Source organism: Paenibacillus sp. FSL H7-0703 (assembly GCF_038003485.1).
GTDB classification, from domain to species: domain Bacteria; phylum Bacillota; class Bacilli; order Paenibacillales; family Paenibacillaceae; genus Paenibacillus; species Paenibacillus polymyxa_B.
Genome location: NZ_JBBOPF010000002.1, coordinates 73,180 through 93,168 on the forward strand (window position 1 = coordinate 73,180; position 19,989 = coordinate 93,168).

Annotated in this window: 17 protein-coding genes; 1 reads left to right on the forward strand and 16 read right to left on the reverse strand. The window is 47.9% G+C overall.

The window, feature by feature from the left end; translation table 11 throughout:
- Positions 1 to 6 precede the first annotated feature (6 nt).
- The 3 genes from recG to MHB46_RS24765 are packed head-to-tail and all read right to left on the reverse strand — an operon-like array spanning position 7 to position 4,760.
- Positions 7 to 2,055 carry an ATP-dependent DNA helicase RecG gene (recG, locus tag MHB46_RS24755; protein ID WP_341163827.1) on the reverse strand — a complete coding sequence of 683 codons (2,049 nt, stop codon included), beginning with the start codon at positions 2,053 to 2,055 and terminating at the stop codon, positions 7 to 9.
- Between the two features lies 1 nt (position 2,056).
- Positions 2,057 to 2,926: a DegV family protein gene (locus MHB46_RS24760; RefSeq protein ID WP_254349980.1), complete on the reverse strand. Its 870-nt coding sequence runs from the start codon at positions 2,924 to 2,926 to the stop codon at positions 2,057 to 2,059.
- A gap of 49 nt (positions 2,927 to 2,975) precedes the next feature.
- On the reverse strand, positions 2,976 to 4,760 hold the full coding sequence (locus MHB46_RS24765; protein ID WP_322171427.1) for a DAK2 domain-containing protein: 1,785 nt from the start codon (positions 4,758 to 4,760) through the stop codon (positions 2,976 to 2,978).
- Positions 4,761 to 5,268: 508 nt separating this feature from the next.
- Here MHB46_RS24765 and rpmB point away from each other — a divergent pair.
- Entirely contained in the window at positions 5,269 to 5,457 is a 189-nt protein-coding gene (rpmB, locus tag MHB46_RS24770; RefSeq protein ID WP_013310881.1) for a 50S ribosomal protein L28, read from the forward strand.
- Between the two features lie 224 nt (positions 5,458 to 5,681).
- Here the strand turns inward: rpmB and spoVM are convergent, their stop codons facing one another.
- The 13 genes from spoVM to gmk all read right to left on the reverse strand — a co-directional run bounded on the left by spoVM (position 5,682) and on the right by gmk (position 19,981).
- Positions 5,682 to 5,762, reverse strand: a complete 81-nt coding sequence (gene spoVM, locus MHB46_RS24775) for a stage V sporulation protein SpoVM (RefSeq protein WP_010345573.1) — start codon at positions 5,760 to 5,762, stop codon at positions 5,682 to 5,684.
- A gap of 390 nt (positions 5,763 to 6,152) precedes the next feature.
- On the reverse strand, positions 6,153 to 6,821 hold the full coding sequence (gene rpe, locus MHB46_RS24780; RefSeq protein ID WP_341163828.1) for a ribulose-phosphate 3-epimerase: 669 nt from the start codon (positions 6,819 to 6,821) through the stop codon (positions 6,153 to 6,155).
- A gap of 4 nt (positions 6,822 to 6,825) precedes the next feature.
- Positions 6,826 to 7,743 (reverse strand): ribosome small subunit-dependent GTPase A, encoded by a 918-nt coding sequence (rsgA, locus tag MHB46_RS24785; protein ID WP_341163829.1) that lies wholly within the window; start codon positions 7,741 to 7,743, stop codon positions 6,826 to 6,828.
- 73 nt (positions 7,744 to 7,816) lie between these two features.
- Complete coding sequence (pknB, locus tag MHB46_RS24790; RefSeq protein WP_341163830.1) at positions 7,817 to 10,096, reverse strand: Stk1 family PASTA domain-containing Ser/Thr kinase; 2,280 nt, start codon at positions 10,094 to 10,096, stop codon at positions 7,817 to 7,819.
- On the reverse strand, positions 10,093 to 10,869 hold the full coding sequence (locus MHB46_RS24795; protein ID WP_025723490.1) for a Stp1/IreP family PP2C-type Ser/Thr phosphatase: 777 nt from the start codon (positions 10,867 to 10,869) through the stop codon (positions 10,093 to 10,095). Before MHB46_RS24795 ends, pknB begins: the two co-directional genes overlap by 4 nt.
- Before the next feature lie 6 nt (positions 10,870 to 10,875).
- Positions 10,876 to 11,916, reverse strand: coding sequence for a 23S rRNA (adenine(2503)-C(2))-methyltransferase RlmN (gene rlmN, locus MHB46_RS24800; RefSeq protein ID WP_013310887.1), 1,041 nt, complete (start codon positions 11,914 to 11,916; stop codon positions 10,876 to 10,878).
- A gap of 188 nt (positions 11,917 to 12,104) precedes the next feature.
- On the reverse strand, positions 12,105 to 13,520 hold the full coding sequence (gene rsmB / locus MHB46_RS24805) for a 16S rRNA (cytosine(967)-C(5))-methyltransferase RsmB (RefSeq protein WP_341163831.1): 1,416 nt from the start codon (positions 13,518 to 13,520) through the stop codon (positions 12,105 to 12,107).
- Complete coding sequence (fmt, locus tag MHB46_RS24810) at positions 13,517 to 14,476, reverse strand: methionyl-tRNA formyltransferase (protein ID WP_341163832.1); 960 nt, start codon at positions 14,474 to 14,476, stop codon at positions 13,517 to 13,519. The genes rsmB and fmt overlap by 4 nt, the downstream gene beginning before the upstream one ends.
- Positions 14,477 to 14,482: 6 nt before the next feature.
- Positions 14,483 to 14,980, reverse strand: a complete 498-nt coding sequence (def, locus tag MHB46_RS24815; protein WP_061829023.1) for a peptide deformylase — start codon at positions 14,978 to 14,980, stop codon at positions 14,483 to 14,485.
- Positions 14,981 to 15,111: 131 nt separating this feature from the next.
- Entirely contained in the window at positions 15,112 to 17,688 is a 2,577-nt protein-coding gene (priA, locus tag MHB46_RS24820) for a primosomal protein N' (RefSeq protein ID WP_341163833.1), read from the reverse strand.
- Positions 17,688 to 18,992, reverse strand: coding sequence for a bifunctional phosphopantothenoylcysteine decarboxylase/phosphopantothenate--cysteine ligase CoaBC (gene coaBC, locus MHB46_RS24825; RefSeq protein ID WP_165177371.1), 1,305 nt, complete (start codon positions 18,990 to 18,992; stop codon positions 17,688 to 17,690). Before coaBC ends, priA begins: the two co-directional genes overlap by 1 nt.
- Before the next feature lie 90 nt (positions 18,993 to 19,082).
- A complete protein-coding gene (gene rpoZ / locus MHB46_RS24830; RefSeq protein ID WP_013310893.1) occupies positions 19,083 to 19,286 on the reverse strand; it encodes a DNA-directed RNA polymerase subunit omega in 204 nt (67 codons plus the stop codon).
- A gap of 122 nt (positions 19,287 to 19,408) precedes the next feature.
- Entirely contained in the window at positions 19,409 to 19,981 is a 573-nt protein-coding gene (gmk, locus tag MHB46_RS24835) for a guanylate kinase (RefSeq protein ID WP_061829021.1), read from the reverse strand.
- Between the last annotated feature and the right edge of the window lie 8 nt (positions 19,982 to 19,989).

A 19,989-nucleotide genomic window follows, 5' to 3' on the forward strand; every position in this document is an offset into this window, starting at 1 on the left:
GGTGGATTAGTCGATGAGATCTCCCTGGAAAATCTGCTCTTTTTGCAAATAACCGCGCAGTGCTTCATACTGCGGAGATGTCCAAAAGGACGCATCCTTGATCAGATCAGTTGCATCCTCACGCGCCTTTTCCAGCACCTTAAAATCCGCTACCATATCTGCTAAACGAAACTCGGGTAGCCCACTCTGCTTGGTGCCAAAAAAGTCACCCGGCCCTCTCAAATCCAGATCGCGTCTAGCCACCTCAAAACCATCGTCCGTATCGGTCATAACCTTCATCCGCTCCTGACCAACCTCCGACTTAGGATCAGCGATCAGTACACAATACGAGGCATGTGCTCCCCGTCCGACACGTCCACGTAATTGATGTAACTGGGACAGCCCAAAACGATCCGCATCCATAATGATCATTAGCGTCGCATTGGGGACGTCTACCCCCACCTCCACAACCGTCGTTGAAACGAGCAACTGAACCTCATTCGCATAGAAAGAACGCATAACTTCTTCCTTTTCTGCGGGAGTCATTCGTCCATGTAATAGCCCAACGCGGTAATGTGGAAAAGCCTGTTGCATTTGAATATGCAAATCAATGGCATTCTGTACGTCCAGCTTCTCCGACTCTTCAATCAACGGGCAAATCAGATAAGCCTGCCGTCCCTGATCTACCTCGCGGGAAATAAAACCAAGTACCCGATCCATCAGTTCGTGCTTCACCCAATAGGTGGAAATTGGAATACGCCCCTTCGGCCGCTCTGACAACGTAGAAACATCCATATCGCCAAACGCAGTGATGGCCAGCGTACGAGGGATCGGTGTGGCCGTCATCGTCAGCACATCGGGATTATAGCCTTTGCGACGCAGTACACTACGTTGGTTCACTCCGAATCTATGCTGCTCATCCGTTACAACAAGCCCAAGCTGGCGAAAATATACATCTTCCTGAATGAGAGCATGGGTGCCTACTACAATGTCCAGCAGACCCATTTGGAGAGCAGCTAGTAGCTCCTTACGCTTCTTCCCGGTTGTACTCCCAGTCAGTAGGCCCACACTGATTCCAAAGGGCTCAAACAGCTTGTGAAGCGACCGCATATGCTGCTCGGCCAATATTTCGGTTGGCACCATCAGCGCTCCCTGAAAACCAGAACGTACTGTGGCAAATAAACCGATGGCAGCAACAACTGTTTTACCTGACCCAACATCTCCCTGAAGCAGACGGTTCATACAATAAGGTGAGCGTAGATCGTGCAGTATTTCAAGCTCTACCTTCTTCTGTGCATCCGTTAATTCAAAAGGCAAAGCCCTTACAAATTCACGAATCGTGGTATTATCCACCGTATGTACCACACCGTCCGCTCGACCACGATTTAGCGCCCGGAATGCCTGCATTTTCAGCTGAAATAAAAATAGCTCCTCATACACCATCCGCCGACGAGCCTCTTGCCCCTCGCGGTTGTCCTGAGGCTGGTGTATACCCGCGATAGCCTGCTTGCGCGGCATCATACTATATTTGCGTACAAGCAACTCAGGCAATATTTCGGGGATCATTTCGCCAAACTGCTGGAGCGTCTGATTCATCGTTTTTCGCATCCAGCTTTGCGTAATCTTGCCGCCTATAGAGTACACCGGTTGAAGCGTCCCCGAGCGGGCTACTCCTTTATCAGGAAACTCAGAATCTGCAACAGTCATCTGCATACGTTTGAGGTCCCATTTACCAGTCACCACAATTTCACGACCAGAGGTTAGCTGCTCCTTCATGAAATGCCGATTAAACCATGTCGCGGTAAACATCCAATCCTCGGCCATCAATTTACAAGTCAACCTTGATTTGCGCCCGTAACGCTGAAGCACCGGAATGCCCATAATTTTGGCCTGTACCGTAATCTTATCTCCGTCCTTCACTTCGCTTAGCGAGCGCAGTCGGTAATCTTCATACCGAAACGGGTAATATTCCAGCATGTCCTGTATGTTAGAAATGCCAAAAGCGTGAAGCTCTCCCTCTTTGAGAGCACTCACGCCATGTATTTGTTTTAAAGGTATTTGATCCAATTGCAGCATATTACCTCTCATCTCCGGCCGGCCATACAAAAATGCCAATCGTTCCTGGCCCTACATGGGTCCCAATCACAGCACCAAGTTCAGTATATATTCGATCCCCCAGCTCAAAATGCTCTGCCAGCTGAACCACGAACGCTTCTGCCGCTGAGCGATCTGCCGTATGACCCACAGCAATATTAATTTTTTGGCCTTTTAAATCCCGCTCCAGTAGTTCAATAATTCGTGCTGTCGCTTTTTTATGCCCTCTCGCCTTATCAACCGAATAAATAATGCCTTCTTTGTCAATCGAAAGAATCGGCTTAATGTTAAGCAACGTACCAACCATTGCCGCTGCCTTGCCAATACGTCCGCCTTTTTGTAAGTATTCCAGGGTATCCACCAGGAAATATAAACAACGGCGCTCCCCACGACGTTCCACAGCCCGAACAATATCAGCCGGGGAGTGTCCGGCAGCCGCCAGCTCTGCCGCATAAACCACTAGCATACCGTATCCGTATGAAGCTGATTTGGAATCCACCACAGTCACTCTATGTTCATGCTTCTCCAGCATGGATTTGCCCAGCAGAGCAGACTGATACGTTCCGCTCACACCCGAGGATAAATGGATAGAGATAACCTGGCTCTCGGGGTATTGTTCTAACAGCGTCGTGTATGTCTCCAAAAAACGGGCTGGTGAAGGCTGTGACGTCGTAGGCAGCTCATCAGCCCGTACTAGTTCGCTGTAAAACTGCGACGCTGACATCTCAATGCCGTCCAGGTAAGCTGTGCTGCCGAACATCACTGTCAAGGGTACAACAACTATACCGAGACGGTCTGCTAATTCTTGTGGAATATCAGCCGTGCTATCCGTCAAAATGATGGTACTGCTCATCAGTCAGACCTCCTTTTGTTGTGGACTTCCATGGGCGTGCTAAAGCACATCAGGTTTCCACTGAGAACAAATAAGGATAAATCGGCTGACCACCTTCATGAACTTCCACTTCAGCATCCGCATAATTTTCTTCAAGCCATGCAACAAGCTGATCTGTGTCTTCTTGATTTGCGTCTGAACCTGTGAGAATCGTAACAATTTCATCGCCATTCACCAGCATTTTCGCTAGCAAAAGACGGGACGTTGCCATTAAGTGTTCCTCGGTCGCTACAATTTTGGAATCCTGAATACCGATGTAGTGCCCGGCTGTAATATGCAGGTCATCAAGCGTCGTATCCCGTACCGCGTAGGTCACTTGCCCAGACTTCACCCGGGTGACTGCGTCACGCATATTGTCCTGATTTACCTCAAAAGCCTCTTCCTCCTGGAAGGCAAATGCTGCCGCAATGCCCTGAGGAATTGTTTTGCTCGGAATAACCGACACCATACGTTCCATCTCTAGCAGTTCACGCGCTTGTTCTGCCGCCAAAATAATATTGGAATTATTCGGAAGAATAAAAATATGTTGAGCCGCAATCGAGCGCGCCGCATTAACGAAGTCCTCTGTGCTCGGATTCATTGTCTGGCCGCCAGAAAGGACAACATCGACGCCTAAACTTCTGAAAATATCAGCAATTCCTTCACCAGAAGCCACAGCTATAAAACCAAAGGATGCCAGTTCATGAGCGGGGGGCTCAGACGGCTCTTCCTCACGTACAGGCTCTGTTGGTATTTCAGCAAACCACTCAGGCTCAGGAGCAACATCCATACCCGCAGACAACAAATCACGATGCTGCTCGCGCATATTTAAAATACGAATCTGTGTAATTTCTCCGTAACGCAGTGCCAAATTCAGCACTTCACCAGGAGCCTTAGAATGCACGTGAACCTTGATGACATCATCGTCTGAAATTACGATAATAGAATCACCATCTACGGATAACGCTTTTCGGAAGGCTTCTTCATCAAAATCGGTACCTTGCGCTTCGCCCAATTGTCGATTAATAAAAAACTCCATATCATACAAAAATTCAATATTATCCGTTTCGAGCTTCGCTTGCGCAGAAATCGGCGCATCTGGGGAAGGAACAACTGCAGTAGCAGTAGGTCTCTCCGATACGTGAGGAGCAAAAACCGGGCGTACATTATCACTTTTTGCAGTTGGAGACGTCACCAAGCCGCTTCCAAGATGTTGCATAAAGCCTTCATAAATATACACAAGGCCTTGCCCACCCGAATCTACAACTCCTACTTGCTTCAGTACAGGGAGCATGTCCTGCGTCATGGCAAGCGTTTCCTTCGCTTTGGCAAGCACTTCTTCCATCAATTCCGTGATGTCGTTCGTCCGGCGCGAGAAAAATACAGCATGCTTGGCCGCTTCCTTCGCCACGGTAAGAATTGTACCCTCCACCGGCTTAACCACCGCCTTGTAGGCCGCATCCACCCCGCTCTGCAATGCCGATGCGAACTGAAGGGTATTCAATTCCTCGTATGGGGCAGCGTAACGGCTGAAGCCACGAAACAACTGTGACAGGATAACCCCTGAATTGCCGCGGGCTCCCATCAGCAAACCTTTGGATAATATGCCGGACATGACACCGATGGAGGAAGAATCCCCCCTCTTTAATTCCGTTACGCCCGCGCTCATCGTCAAATTCATGTTGGTTCCCGTATCACCGTCTGGCACCGGGAATACATTTAGTGAATTGACATGTTCCGCATGCTGCTGTAATTGTTCCGCCCCGGCTAAAACCATTGCGGTAAAATCTGTTCCATTCAAAGAACGATTACTCAAGAGAATTCCCCTTCCTAGCTTAATACACTTGTTTTACTATCAACCTTCACCACACCTTATCCAGCTGTGCCTACAGGTTCAATTAAATTATACTAAAGCCAGACGACGAATACGAATGTCACACTTTCATAAGCTCTTGTACTCACGTCTGGTCGCTCTTCTACAGGTCATATAAAATGAAAAACCAGTCAACTACCCAACATAAATCATCGGCTGGAATGATAACTATAGTCCCGCCTCTGAACCGCCGGCATGACTGGAATAAGAATTCACATTCCATTTAAATACAAAATAATCGCAGCAATAACTATCCCATATTGTACTATAATGCGAAAGAGAAATAAATAAAGTTTTTGAATCAGTTGACGGAGCTTTTTTGACTATGATATTATATTTAAGTATTGTTTTGTTCAGGTTAGTGACTTACAAAGTCCGGCTGACCCAGTCGGCCTGAAGAGAGACCCGTTCCATATGGAATTTGGTTATTTTCAGAATAGGAGGTGGAATCATGTCTCGTAAATGTTCTGTAACAGGCAAAAAGCCTGGCAGCGGTAACCACGTATCTCACGCTAACAACCGTAATCGCCGTACTTGGGGCGTCAACGTACAAAAAGTTCGCATTCTCGTTAACGGTAAGCCGAAACGCGTTTATGTCAGCACTCGTGCATTGAAAGCCGGTAAAGTGACTCGCGTGTAGTCGTAAAAAAATATCGTTATAAACAAAAGGCACCTCGTTTTAAACGGGTGCTTTTTTGGTTATTCGAAAAGTATTATCCATCTGGTTCAGGAAAACAAAATGTCAGGCACCTTCCCGTGCGTTCCAATCTTTTACTACCGAGCTGCCTATCTGTTATGCCCGGGAAGCGTGCCCTGTGTACCTCTAGCTTTCATCCTACATCCTGTGTTTACATTACGTTGAATTCAGTTTTTCTGGAATGTATTCAAAATGGCTTTAACGAATCCACCCAGAAATTTTGGCAGCTTGATTGTGTAAAACTTCATGCCTCACCCTCCCCATCATCCTCCTGCATCCGTTCTCTGTAGTTTATGCAACCTATCAAGGGTTGTTGCCCCACAAAAAAAGGCTACATGAGAATCCCGCTCATGTAACCATATTTATGCACAACTATCCCAGGCTATACCATCAGACAAGTCCGCGAACATAGAGATATGCTGAGAGTATGAAAATAAACAGGATATAATAAAGTACGCTGCACACCACAAAACCTATTCGTAAACCACGCCGTTCATTTTTTCGAAAATAAAACAGTACAATTAGAACAGCCAAAAGTGAAAGAACAGCATTCCAAGGAGCCTTCACTAGCGAGAAACAGCTAAGGGTCAACCCCGTCGCCATGCTCGCTACAGTCATCCACAATGCTTCGGTCAGCTTCACTTGGACAAACGTGCTGCACTGTCCCGAATCGCAGCAATAGCCGCAGTGCGGTCTGTTCTGCCGAATACCGCACTACCAGCCACCAGCACGTCAGCCCCCGCTTCAAATACGGCTGGTGCCGTCTCCTCCGCAATACCTCCGTCTACCTCGATATGTACGTCTGGACGACCCAGTTCGTTCAACCAAGCACGAATTTGTCTGATTTTATTTAACGTCTCTGGAATGAAGGACTGACCTCCAAAGCCAGGATTGACCGTCATTACCAGAATCATATCCACATTTGGCAGCACTTCCTTGATCGCATATGGTGAAGTACCCGGATTGAGAGCCACTCCAGCCAGAGCGCCTTGCTGCTTGATCAAGTGAAGGACACCATGCAAATGAACACAGGCCTCAGCATGAACAGTGATGATATCGGCTCCTGCTTTTACGAAATCGCCAATATAGCGTTCGGGATGCTCAATCATCAGATGAACATCCAAGGGAAGAGTCGTGTGCGGACGAATAGCCTGAACGATAGGTGGGCCCAGTGTAATATTGGATACAAAATGTCCATCCATTACGTCCACATGAATCCAGTCTGCCCCTCCTGCCTCAGCTTCCGCAACTTCACTGCCCAAGCGAGCAAAATCAGCGGATAAAATCGACGGTGCTATTTTTAACATATACTCAGTACCTCCGCTTTTTTTCTTTTAATTCCTGATAGAACTGCAAATAGCTATCATACCGTCCCTGTGAAATATGTCCTTCTTCCAGGGCCTCTCTTACTTTACAACCAGGCTCGTGAATATGGGTACAACCCCGAAATTTACATCCTTCCGCATACTGCTGGAATTCACGAAAACAGGGAGATAGCTCATCCACACCCAGCTCCAGAAAATCCAGCTGGCTAAACCCCGGTGTATCTGCTACAAATCCTCCGTTGTCTAGAGGAATCAGCTCCACATGACGAGTCGTATGTTTTCCTCGGCCCAGCTTATTGCTTATGGCGCTCGTCTCCAGCGTTAACCCAGGCTCTAGAGCATTAAGCATGGAAGACTTTCCTACACCTGACTGCCCGGAAAACACGCTGATTTGACCAGCCAATAGCTTCTTAAGCTCAGCCGTCCCTTCTCCGGTACGGGCACTGGTTACCAGCACCTTATAACCGATCTTCCGGTACATCTCCTGAACGGCCAGTACGGTGTCATCCTCTGAAGGGCTGCCTTCATACAAATCGCGCTTAGTCAGACAGATAATTGTATCCAGCCCGGCGTGCTCAATATGGACTAAAAATTTGTCCAGTAAAGGCAGGTTTAAATCCGGCTCACGCAAGGAAAACAGCAGCACGGCAAGCGTGGTATTTGCTACCGGAGGACGTATTAGCTCCGTCGTACGCTTTCTAATCTCCTTGACCATACCTTCCCCGTTTTCAGTCAGTTCGTAAACGACCCGATCACCAACAAGAGGCGTAATCTCTTTTTTCTTAAAAATGCCGCGTGCTCTGCATTGTACCGTAGCTTCGCCAGATACCGGACGCCCATCCTGATCCAGGCTGGAGACATAATAATATCCGCTAAGCGCCTTGACGATCAGACCTTCAGGCATGTGTAAGATGTCCTCCTTCATAATGTTCAAGTTTCATTGCGTATAGCAGGTTGAGCATCTTCCTATTGCAAGTTTACTGATGCTGAACAGCCTCAATCACTTTTTCCTTCTTTTTGTGGGAAGCGTGGCCTGGGTTGTTTTTATAACTAACCGCCAACTCACTGCGCGTCTCCCCCGTGGAATTCGTTCCAGGAACAAAGGCGGAAGGGTCACCATTACTTCCCGTGCCCTCCTGATTGTTCAAGTCTCCTCCACTATTACCACTATCATTAGAAGCTCCCCCGCTATCACCTTCCTCGCCGTTTCCACTTCCATTCTGCGAGGAAGTACCATCAGGTGTATCCGTTGGTGAAGTTCCAGCAGGCGGAGCAATTTGGGGCATCGTCACCGTTCCATTTTTCGCCTCAATATAAGAGACTGGATACGTATCAATAAAGTCACCATCTCTAAATACTGAGACAACACTGTCTTTGTTCGGAGCCATTAGCAGATTGATAGTGAACACCTGTGTCGTATTAATCGTACGGCTTCCCCATTCCTGATTTTCTCCACGTGCATCCGTATAAGTGATACGAATTTTGCTGTTTTTGCCCTCTTCCTTCGGCGCAACAGGCACATTAAATGGTAGTGTAATCGCTTCTGGCGGGTAACCCGTGCTTACATAAAACGTAATTTCCGTATTTGGTGGCAACTCACTGCCTGCCTCTGACGGCCACTGTTTGGTTACTCTTCCTTTTTCCTGCTCATAGCTAAATTCTTCTTTAATCGAGCCAACCTTCAGCCCTGCCTTTTTAACCTCATTTTCTGCTTGGTTCTGCGTCTTCCCTACCAGGCTTGGCATTTTCACAGTATCAGCGCCCTTGCTGACTGTGAGCACAACCTGGACTGAGTCCTTATCAAATGGCTCATTTGCAGCGGGTGTCTGACTAAGGACGGTCCCCGCGGCCTGATCACTGAACTGCTCATTTTGCTGAATCTGCGTCTCCTTAATTTGCTGGGCGGTCAGCAGCTTAACAGCATTCTCGTAGCTTTGGCCTTTGACATCCGGCATCGGGGTGAGCGGCTTGGCAATCCCGACTTTCAGACTAATCTTGGTTCCTTCCTTGACTAAAGAATCTGCAGGATAGCTTTGATAAAATACAACTCCAGGCGCGATTCCCTCTTTGTATTCATGTTGGATTGGCTCCTCAATGAGTAATCCCGCTTTACTGAGATTAACCTTCGCTTGGTCTTCTGTTTGTGTCAATACACCTGGTACTTTTACCTCAGGCACGACAAGTACACTTTGCACATAGTACACCACTCCGCCCATGCACAGAAGTAACACCAACACTAGTGTTACCCACAAGATCGCTTTTTTTCTATTATTTTTGGACGATTGCTTGCTCGGAAGCTGTTCAGACTCACGCGATTGAGCAGGTACATCATCCCCGCTAGAAGACATCCCTAATTGTTGAGGCTTAATAGCCGGAATAACCCGTGTTTGATCCTCATCATCCAAATGTGTAAATTCCAGCTTGGATTCATTACGCCGTCCCGGCAGCAAACAGGTTTCCAAATCTTTTAGCATTTCGTCTGCCGATTGATAACGCTCTTCTGGATTTTTGCGCATGGATTTTAGAATGACATTTTCCACACTTTGCGGAATCAACGGATTAATTTTACGCGGTTCCTCAAATTCCTCTTGCAAATGCTTGAGCGCTACACTAATTGGACTTTCTCCCAGGAAAGGGAGCTGCGCCGTCAGCATTTGATATAAGACAATACCTAAAGAATATAAGTCCGATTTTTCGCCGGTGACGACACCCTTTGCATGCTCAGGTGAAAAATAATGAACAGAACCCACAACAGAACCCGTCTGGGTAATGGTCGTTGACGTAACAGCTCTAGCAATCCCAAAATCAGTTACCTTAACCCGTCCATTACGTCCAATTAATATATTATGAGGCTTAATGTCTCGGTGAATGATCTGATTTTGGTGGGCATGCTCCAGCGCATCACAAATCTGGGAAGCAATCCGTACTGCTTCATCCACTTGCAATGGAGCACGTTCTTTAATAATCTCATTCAAATTTTTACCTTCGATGCACTCCATTACAATATAATGGATTTCATCCTCTTGACCGACATCATAAATACTGACCACGTTCGAATGCGAAAGCGAGGCCGCAGACTGCGCCTCACGCCGAAACCGGCGAATAAATTCCTCATCATGAACAAATTGCTGGCGCAACACTTTAACTGCGACATTGCGATTCAGCAAAATGTCTTGAGCCTTATACACCAGCGCCATACCGCCGCCACCGATACGCTCAATAATTTCGTATCTTCCCCCTAGCAGGTGCCCGATCATGCGTCACACCCCTTTTCACTCAATGAAACCGTGTCGTCGGGCAATTCAAACAAAGCCACAGTAATGTTATCGTCTCCTCCCGCAAGCAGCGCCAGATGTAGCAGACGATCCGCACGCTCCTCCAAAGGATTCTCTGCGGCACCTACTACTTTACTGATTTGTTCTTCCGTTACCAGATTGCTTAATCCGTCGCTACACAGTAACAGTACATCGCCTTTTTCCAGCGCAATGGAGTCAATATCCACTTTCACCTCAGAATCAGTGCCCAGCGCCCGAGTCAGCACATTGCGACGGGGATGGTTCTCCCGTTCTTCCTTACTGATCTGACCGTTTTTGAACAGCTCATTAACCAAAGTATGGTCTTCTGTAAGCTGACGTACCGCTCCTTTGGAAATGACATAGGCACGACTGTCACCGATATGTCCGATAATTCCGGATGCGTCGTTTAATAAAACCGCAACAACTGTCGTTCCCATATTATGATACTTTTCATCGCGTGCAGCCGTCTGGAAGATGACTTCATTGGCATGCAAAATAGCGTCGCTGAGCGCCGCCGTCAAAGAATGTGCGGATAATCCGCTCTCCAGCGTCGCCAAATCAGCGGCAAGTGTCTCTACCGCAAGGCGGCTGGCCGTATCACCGGCCAAATGCCCCCCCATACCATCGGCAACAATCCCAAGAATATAGCCTTGCTCCAAGTGCCTGATCCAGGCAGAATCCTCATTCACCGAACGTACACGTCCGACATGGCTGACATGAACTGTTTTGATCAAATGGTTTCACCCCAACTCCATATGCTTTGCACGCAACTGACCGCAAGCAGCGGCAATATCGTGACCCTGTTCACGCCGGATCGTCACATTGACGCCTTTTTCGGCAAGAATACGTTGGAAATTAAAAATATCGCTGCGTGATGTGCGCACATACTTGCGCTCAGGCACATGATTGACTGGAATCAAATTGACGTGACACAGCATGTCCTTTAACACATCCGCTAGCTCTTCAGCATGTTCTGCCTGATCGTTTACCCCGCCAATCAGGGCATATTCAAACGAAATTCTCCGCCCCGTCTTAGCAAGATAGTAACGTAGAGAATCCATAACATCTTTAAAGGGATAACGCCGATTTACAGGCATCAGCTTCGAACGAAGCGCATCATTAGGCGCATGAATGGATATTGCCAGATTAATCTGGGTATCCTCGTCGGCAAATTTATAAATATTCGGTACAATACCGCTAGTCGACACCGTGATATGACGTTGACCAATGTTCAGACCTTTTTCATGAACCATTGTACGTAAAAACGTCATGGTCGCTTCATAGTTTTCAAAAGGTTCGCCCGAGCCCATAATCACGATGCTGCTCACTCGTTCATTGGTTTTATCCAAAATTTTCTGAGCTTGCACCACCTGTGCAGTAATTTCACCAGCCGTCAGGTTCCGTTTGAGGCCTCCAAGCGTCGAAGCGCAGAAAGTACAACCAATCCGGCAACCCACTTGAGTCGTTACACAAATACTGTTTCCGTAATTGTGTCTCATAATGACCGTTTCAATGGCATGATCATCGTGCAAACCGAACAGGAATTTTACTGTACCGTCCTTTGATTCCAACTTTGTAATTTCACTAAGCGTCACAAAACTAAATTGCTCCTCAAGCTTCTCTCTCAGCGCCTTGGACAAATTCGTCATCTCGCTGAAATCATTGACCCGTTTCACATACAGCCAGTCAAAAATTTGTCCTCCACGAAAAGCAGGCTCACCATTGTTCTTGGCCCAGTCCTGAAGCTCCTCCAGAGTTAAATCATATATAAAAGGTTTCATCAATGTTTGCACCCGTTCCTTCTTCATTAAGTTCTGTTCGATCGCAGATCGTATTTTTCATTCTTCCTATTTTAGCACAAATCCCTAAGGGGGTAAAAATTTTTCGTCTTCATGCAAAAAAACCGCCGGAAATGTTCCGGCGGAATGTGGAAACACTGGTGGACAGCTGCCTGGAATTCTCTTCCGCGCTATTTCACCCGACGCAGGCGCGCAATATAAAATCCGTCGCTGTGGAAATGCTGCGGTAACAGCTGTACCGAGCCTCCCTGTATACTATCCTTTTCGTGGCTCACGTCCGGGAAGGAATGCCCCTCTGCCAATTCATACTCTGGATGTTCGCTTAAAAACTGAGTCAATTGTCCTTCATTTTCGTCCGGTTCAATCGTGCATGTGCTGTATACCAGAATCCCACCTGGCTTCAACAATCCCGCCACACTATCCAGCAACTCATGCTGAAGCTGTGTAATGTCGCGAACATCCTGCGCAGTTTTGCTCCAACGCAGGTCCGGTTTACGACGAATTACTCCAAAGCCAGAGCATGGCGCATCCAGCAAAATACGGTCAAAAGAAGCTGGAGCATAGCGTTCCTTCAGTTCTAGCGCATCACCAGTGACTGTTTCCACAGCATCCAGGCCAAGTCGATTAGCCTGTTCACGGATTAATTGATGCTTATGGGCATGCAGATCATTCGCAACTATCCGGCCTTGATCCTTCATCAGCTCGGCCATATGAGCTGTTTTTCCACCTGGAGCGGCACAGCAATCCAGTACCAGCATGCCAGGCTCAGGAGCGACTGCTTCGGCAACGAGCATGGAGCTCTCATCCTGTACGGACAGCAAGCCGTCCGTATACCACGAGGTAAGCGCCATATTTCCACCGCTACGAACAACAATCCCATAGGGACTAACTGCGGAAGGAACGGCATCAAGCCCTTTTGAGCGCATCTCGTCCAGCAGCTGATCACGGCTGGTCATTGTCGTATTCACCCGTACGCTGACCGCAGGGGGCTCATTATTAGCCTGACAGATAGCCTCAGCAGTATCTGCACCGTATTGCTTAATCCAGCGCTTAACCAGCCACTGTGGATGAGAATGTTCTAATGAAATCCGTTCCTCCGGTGACAAATCGTCAGGAATACGCAGCTTGTCCGGCTCACGCAACATGCTGCGGAGCACACCGTTAACCATACCGGAAATCCCCTGATGCCCACGACGCTTGGCAATGGTCACCGCTTCACTAACGACTGCATGATCCGGAACTCGATCCAGATACACCACCTGATACACACTCATCCGCAGCAACGAACGTACCCAAGCCTGAAGCTTGGCCGTTCCTTTTTGAACAAATTTATTCAGGAAATAATCTAGTGTATTTCGGCGTGCGATTGTACCATATACAAGTTCCGTCGCCAAACCAGCGTCACTTGCAGATAAACCTGCCTGCTGAAGCCGACGATTTAGCTCAAGATTGCTATATGCACCCTCTTGCTCCACACCGGTCAACACATCAAGTGCAACTTCCCGCGCCGTCTGATTGCGAGTCTTGCCGGATCTGGCACCCACTGCCTTGCCTTGGCCTCCCTGGCGGGAGTGACTCCCGCTCATCCGAGCACCGTGCCTGGCTTCATCTGTCCGCCGCGTGCAAAGGTTCCGGCATCCATAACCTTTTTGCCAGCCGGTTGAACCTGAGTTAGCCAGAGAGTTCCTTCGCCTGTCTGCACCTCAATGCCACGAGCGGTCAATTGAAGAACCGTTCCGGGTGCTGGAACATTTGAGCCACTCACTTCACTGTTTATGAAAGGCTGCTCAGCAGCCCAAATTTTAAAAACATTTTCCTCCCAAAGCGTAAACGCACCGGAAAAAGGAACCAGGCCGCGAATCCGGTTGTATATCTGCTGAGCATTGTCACTCCACGAAACACGCTCATCCTCGCGGTTCAGGTTCGGGGCATAAGTTGCCTCGTCCTCGTTTTGCGGCGTACGGTCTGATTGGCCTGCCAGCAACTTAGGCAGCTCGTCCTGCAAAAGCTTTGCTCCAGCTACGCTTAGCTTCTCAAAAATCGTACCCGAGGTATCCTCCGGCTCTATAGCAACCTCAACTCGCGATATCATATCGCCAGTGTCCAGTCCTTCCGCCATATACATCAGCGTCACACCCGTCACAGTTTCACCATTAATAATCGCACGCTGGATCGGTGCACCTCCCCGATAACGGGGAAGTAACGAACCATGCACATTCAGACAGCCGAACCGAGGCAGGTCTAGTACAGACTTAGGCAAAATTTGCCCATAGGCTGCGGTTACGATCAGATCAGGACGTAGCTCTGCCACCTGAGCCACCGCTTCTGGCTGGCGCAGGCGGGTCGGTTGCAGTACAGGTAATCCTCGTTTTTCTGCCGCTTCCTTGACTGGTGTAGGCGTCAATATTTTTTTTCGTCCCTGTGGCTTATCGGGCTGTGTAATCACACCAACCACGTTATAACCGTTATCCAGTAACATGTTCAGCGATGGCACTGCAAACTCAGGCGTACCCATAAAGATAATACGAATGTCTTGACTCATCGAACCTCACTCTCCTATCTGACGGTTCGGTCCTGGCTGTTCCAGCGCAACCTCATATACTTTTTCTGCAATATCCGTGAACAAAATTCCATTTAAATGGTCAATTTCATGCTGAAAAGCACGAGAAAGCAACCCTGTCGCTGTAACGGTAATGGTTTTACCCTCGCGATCCAGTCCCTTGACTGTAACCTTCTCGGCACGACGCACATCCCCGTTCAACCCCGGTATACTCAGACAGCCTTCAGGACCCAATTCCTCCCCTTCTTCGGCCACGATCTCTGGGTTGATCATTTTAATCAAACCATGCTCATCTCCAGCATCTACAACGATGAGACGCTTCAAAATACCTACTTGCGGAGCAGCAAGACCTACTCCCTCCGCTTCATACATCGTATCTGCCATATCGTCGAGCAGCTTTTGCACGTTAGGCGTAATTTTAGTGACTTCCTTTGCTACTTTGTGCAATACGTCATCCGGCTCCAACACTATAATTCTAATTGACATGACAACAGAACACCTTCCTCTTTATGCTTCATTTAGGCCTAACTGTATTCATCACAAACGCGACTGCTACATTATCCTATGTACGGACGGATTGTCCGCATTAATTGTGCTAATAACTTTTGTGGAACACTCTACATAAGCATTTGCGGATCAACATCCAGACTAATCAGCAACTTTTGTGCCTGTGCGGATTCGGCCATTTCATCAGCTACTTGCTGAGCCAAACTAATCGCATCGATATTTCCACGCCATTTTATCATACATTGAAATCGGTATCTATTCTTGATTCTCGAAATGGGTGAAGCTACTGGTCCCAAAATGTCGAGTACATCCGATGTAAGACGATCCATATTCCCGAACCAGCCCCGTTGTCTGGCCCGTCCCTGTAGTGTTGCTGAATAATTCTCAGCCAGTCGGACCAGCACCGGGAGTTGTTCATGAGAAAAGGTCACCAAAATAAGACGACAATATGGTGGATAGTGCAAATTGCGGCGGTGTTTCAATTCTTCCCTCACAAAAGAAGCATAATCATGGCGACTTGCGTGAATCACCGAATAATGCTCTGGAGTATAGGATTGTACAAATACTTCCCCTGGCAATTGATGTCTCCCAGCACGTCCAGCTACTTGTGTTAACAGCTGAAAAGTCTTTTCCGCGGCCCGAAAATCCGGTAAATTGAGAGCCGAATCCGCAGTAATGACACCAACCAGTGTCACATCGGGAAAGTCCAGGCCTTTGGCAACCATTTGAGTACCGAGCAGCACGTCCGCTTTTTTATCACGAAATTGCTTGAGGAGCTTTTCGTGGGCATTTTTTTCTGTTGTTGTATCAACATCCATTCGAACAACACGTATACCGGGGAATAGCTTCGCCAGCTCTTCCTCTACTCGCTGGGTACCTGTACCGAAATAGCGAATATGCTCACTACCGCACTCAGGGCAAGTCTCAGGCACGGGCTCGGAATAGCCACAGTAATGGCAACGTAAATTGTTCGACCGCTGATGATACGTAAGCGAAATATCACAATGCGGACAACCCGCGACATAGCCACAGCTACGGCACATGACGAACGTGGAGTGCCCACGCCGATTCAACAGGAGTACCGTCTGCTCCTTACGCTCTAACCGCTCTGCAATTCCATTATGCAACGCACGGCTGAACATAGAGCGGTTGCCAGCACGCAGTTCCTCACGCATATCCATGATATGTACTTCGGGTAACGTGTTCCCCAATGCGCGAGTTGGCATTTCAAGCAGCAACGGCGCAAACTCGTCGTTGCTTTGTGAGCGAGCTGCATAGTAGCTTTCCAGCGACGGTGTAGCCGAGCCGAGAATAACAACAGCCCCATGCTGATGGGCTCTGCGAATGGCGACATCACGCGCATGATATTTAGGTGTCTCTTCCTGCTTATAGGACGTTTCGTGCTCCTCATCCATAATAATAAGACCTAACTCACGAAAAGGCGCAAATACTGCCGAGCGAGCACCAATCGCCACTTTCACACGGCCTTCGCGTATTTTGCGCCACTCATCGTACCGTTCCCCCCCGGACAACCTACTGTGCATCACTGCTACCTGATCGCCAAACCGGCCTTTAAAACGCTCAACCATTTGTGGGGTTAATGATATTTCAGGTACCAGCACAATGGCCTGCCGATTCTGCTCGATACAACGCTGAATCGTCTGTAGATAAATTTCCGTCTTACCGCTCCCTGTGACTCCATGCAACAAATAAGCTCCTTGCTCACGTGTGTCCAGCTGGCGAATAATTCGTTCATATACTGACTGCTGCTCTGCTGTGAGAGGGAGTGGCTCTGTAGGCTTGAAGTGTCTGCCCCGGTAGGGGTCGCGGAACACTTCGACATCCTCCAGCAACACATAGCCCTTATCTTCCAGCGCCTTAACCGTTGCAGCCGAGACACTCAGTGAGGTCATGACTTCCTTCAGTGACAAAGGCAGAAACTCGCTACGTTCCAGCAAAAAAGCAAGTACCTCCCGCTGACGCTGCGCTTTGGCAGAAAATTGCTCCAGCGCCGTTGATGCCTCGTCTATGCCAATAGCCAGATCAACGGATTTCATGGTCTTTTTGCCAAGTTTGTCTTTAATAACTTGACTTTCCTGAAGCACACCCCGGCGTAACAGGGATTTAATAACCTCCGCTTCCTCCGGGAAACGTCGACTGAGTTGCTGCAATGGGACTTGCTCCTTCTCCTGAATGAAGCTAACAATCCGACGCTCCGTCGGATCACTCATACCATCGTCGGTCAGAAGTGCCCATTCTAGTTCATCGCCCTGATTCGGTTGTATAGTACGTTGTGGATGCGTTAACTCATGCTGTTCCGCAATTGAGATATAACGTTCTGCTTTGCCCTTGAGCGCGGTAGGAATCATCACTTGCAGTGCCATAATTTGATTACAAGCATAACGTTCGCTCATCCATTTGCCCAGTTCGACTAGGTCGGCAGATAAGGGTGGTACCAAATCCAGCAGTTCCTGGATCGCTCTCATTCTGTATTTCGGTGGATCATCAGCTGGGACTACCGAGATGACAAAAGCCTGCACCGTCCGTTTGCCAAATGGCACAGCTACCCGACTACCCGGCTCAATCCAAGGTCTCATTGAGTCTGGTATCAGATAATCGAAGGTGCGGTCCGTATCCTTGGCAGGTACATCGACAATGACCTTGGCAACTAAATTGCCCGTCTCCATTAATGCAGCACCCCACCCATGCGTCCCGCGGCTATAGTAAGCAACTTACGCGCGACTTCTTCCTTTGACTGTACAGGAATACGCTCTACGATCCCGCTTCGGTCATAAATTTGAACAGCATTCGTATCGACGCCAAAACCAGCACCATTCACAGTTACATCGTTTGCCGCGATCAAATCACAATTTTTACGTTCTAATTTATCTATCGCATACGTCTCCAAATGTTCGGTTTCAGCTGCAAAGCCAATTAAAAATTGATGTTTCTTACTCCGTCCGAGTGATTCTAAAATATCGACGTTCTTCACTAGCTCTAGCGTAAATACACTATCTTTTTTCTTGATCTTGGTCTGTGCAATCTCACGTGGTCGATAATCTGCAACTGCAGCAGCCATAACGACCATATCGCTCGTTTCCCATTGCTTTAATACAGCGTCGTACATGTCTTCAGCTGACTGGACTCTTTCAAGCATAATACCAGTAGGCGGTTCCGCGCTGGTATTGGCAGCAATCAAGTGCACCTCTGCACCCATCTCCTGAGCCACTTTTGCAATGGCAAAGCCCATTTTGCCAGATGAATCATTTGTGATATAACGTACTGGATCAATTCGCTCGATCGTGCCTCCAGCCGTTACAATGACTTTTTTGCCTGAAAGCACCGATTCATTCTCATTCACAAGTGACTCAGGCATTTGAGCCTCCATAGATTCGTCACCAAACCATCGTGGTTCAGACTTGATGGTGGTTTTTTGTTCCTGAGCTTGCTGATCAAAAAAACGCTCTATGGTTTGCACAATTGTGTCCGGCTCTTCCAAACGTCCTTTGCCAACGTAACCGCAAGCCAGTAATCCTTCACCAGGCTCAATCATCTTCACGCCACGTGATACAAGCGTCTCCATATTTTGCATGACTGCGGGATGAGTGTACATATGTACATTCATCGCAGGTGCCACCATAATAGGCGCTGTTGTAGCCAACAACGTTGTAGACAGCATATCATCAGCAAGACCATGCGCCATTTTCCCGATAATATTCGCAGTTGCAGGAGCAACAAGCACCAAATCAGCCGCATCCGCCAGATGAATATGGGATACGACTGATGGCTCTCTTTCATCAAATGTGTCACTGTACACCGGATTACGAGAGAGCGATTGCAGCGTAAGTTCGGTAATAAACTCCTTGGCAGAGGCCGTCATAATCACATGAACATCGGCGCCCTTTTGCGTCAACCTACTACACAGCGCTGCCCCTTTGTAAGCAGCAATTCCGCCAGTTATACCAAGAATAATAACTTTTCCCTTCAACATCGTTAACTCCCCCTGACCTAAAAAAATAACAACCTTGCGGTTGTCAAAGGAATTGGCATTGCGCCCGGTTATAATAGTTGTGTATAATTCTTACTCGTCTTCGCCGCTTTCAAGACGCAGATGATCCGCGTAAATCTCTTCCAACGCCACTCCAACCTGTTTGTGGGATTTAGGATTCTTGAGAGTCGTCTTTTCACCCTCGCGCAACTGTCTGGCACGACGTGAAGCCGCTACAACCAACGAATACTTACTATCTGCCTTTTTCATCATTTCATCAATGGAAGGATACAGCACGAATAGACACCTCTTCATGTAGTTTTGGGACTGTATAAGCTGAACTCCAGTGTACACCTTCAAGCTCAGCTTATACAGTATTATTTCTCTTTAAGTACGCTTGGCATATGTAAAGCCCTCGTTTAAGGATGAACCTTACAATGTTCGGCGATAATAATGGATTCTATTCGTTTACAAGCGAAATCAATCTCATCATTGACGACCGCATAATCATAGTGACGCAACAAATTCATTTCATCCACAGCTACCGACATACGGTGGTCTATGGTCGCTTGAGTTTCTGTGCCCCGTCCCCGGATTCTATCCTTTAATTCGTCTAGCGAAGGCGGAAGCAGAAAAATGAATATGCCTTCTGGAAATTTTTCTTTAACCTTTAGCGCTCCCTGAACTTCAATCTCCAGAAAAATATCTTTTCCCTGCGCAAGGGTCTGATCTACAAAATCACGTGGAGTACCATAATAGTTCCCTACATACTCAGCATACTCCAGCATTTCATCTCGTTCAATCATACCCAAAAATTCTTCACGCGTTTTAAAAAAATAGGTCACTCCATCCTGTTCGCCTGAACGAGGTGTTCGAGTTGTAGCAGAAACGGAGTATGTTATCTCTGGTAGCTTCTCACGCAATGCGTTGCCTACCGTCCCTTTACCGACACCCGAAGGTCCGGATATTACAAATAATAATCCCTTAGCCATAGTACACT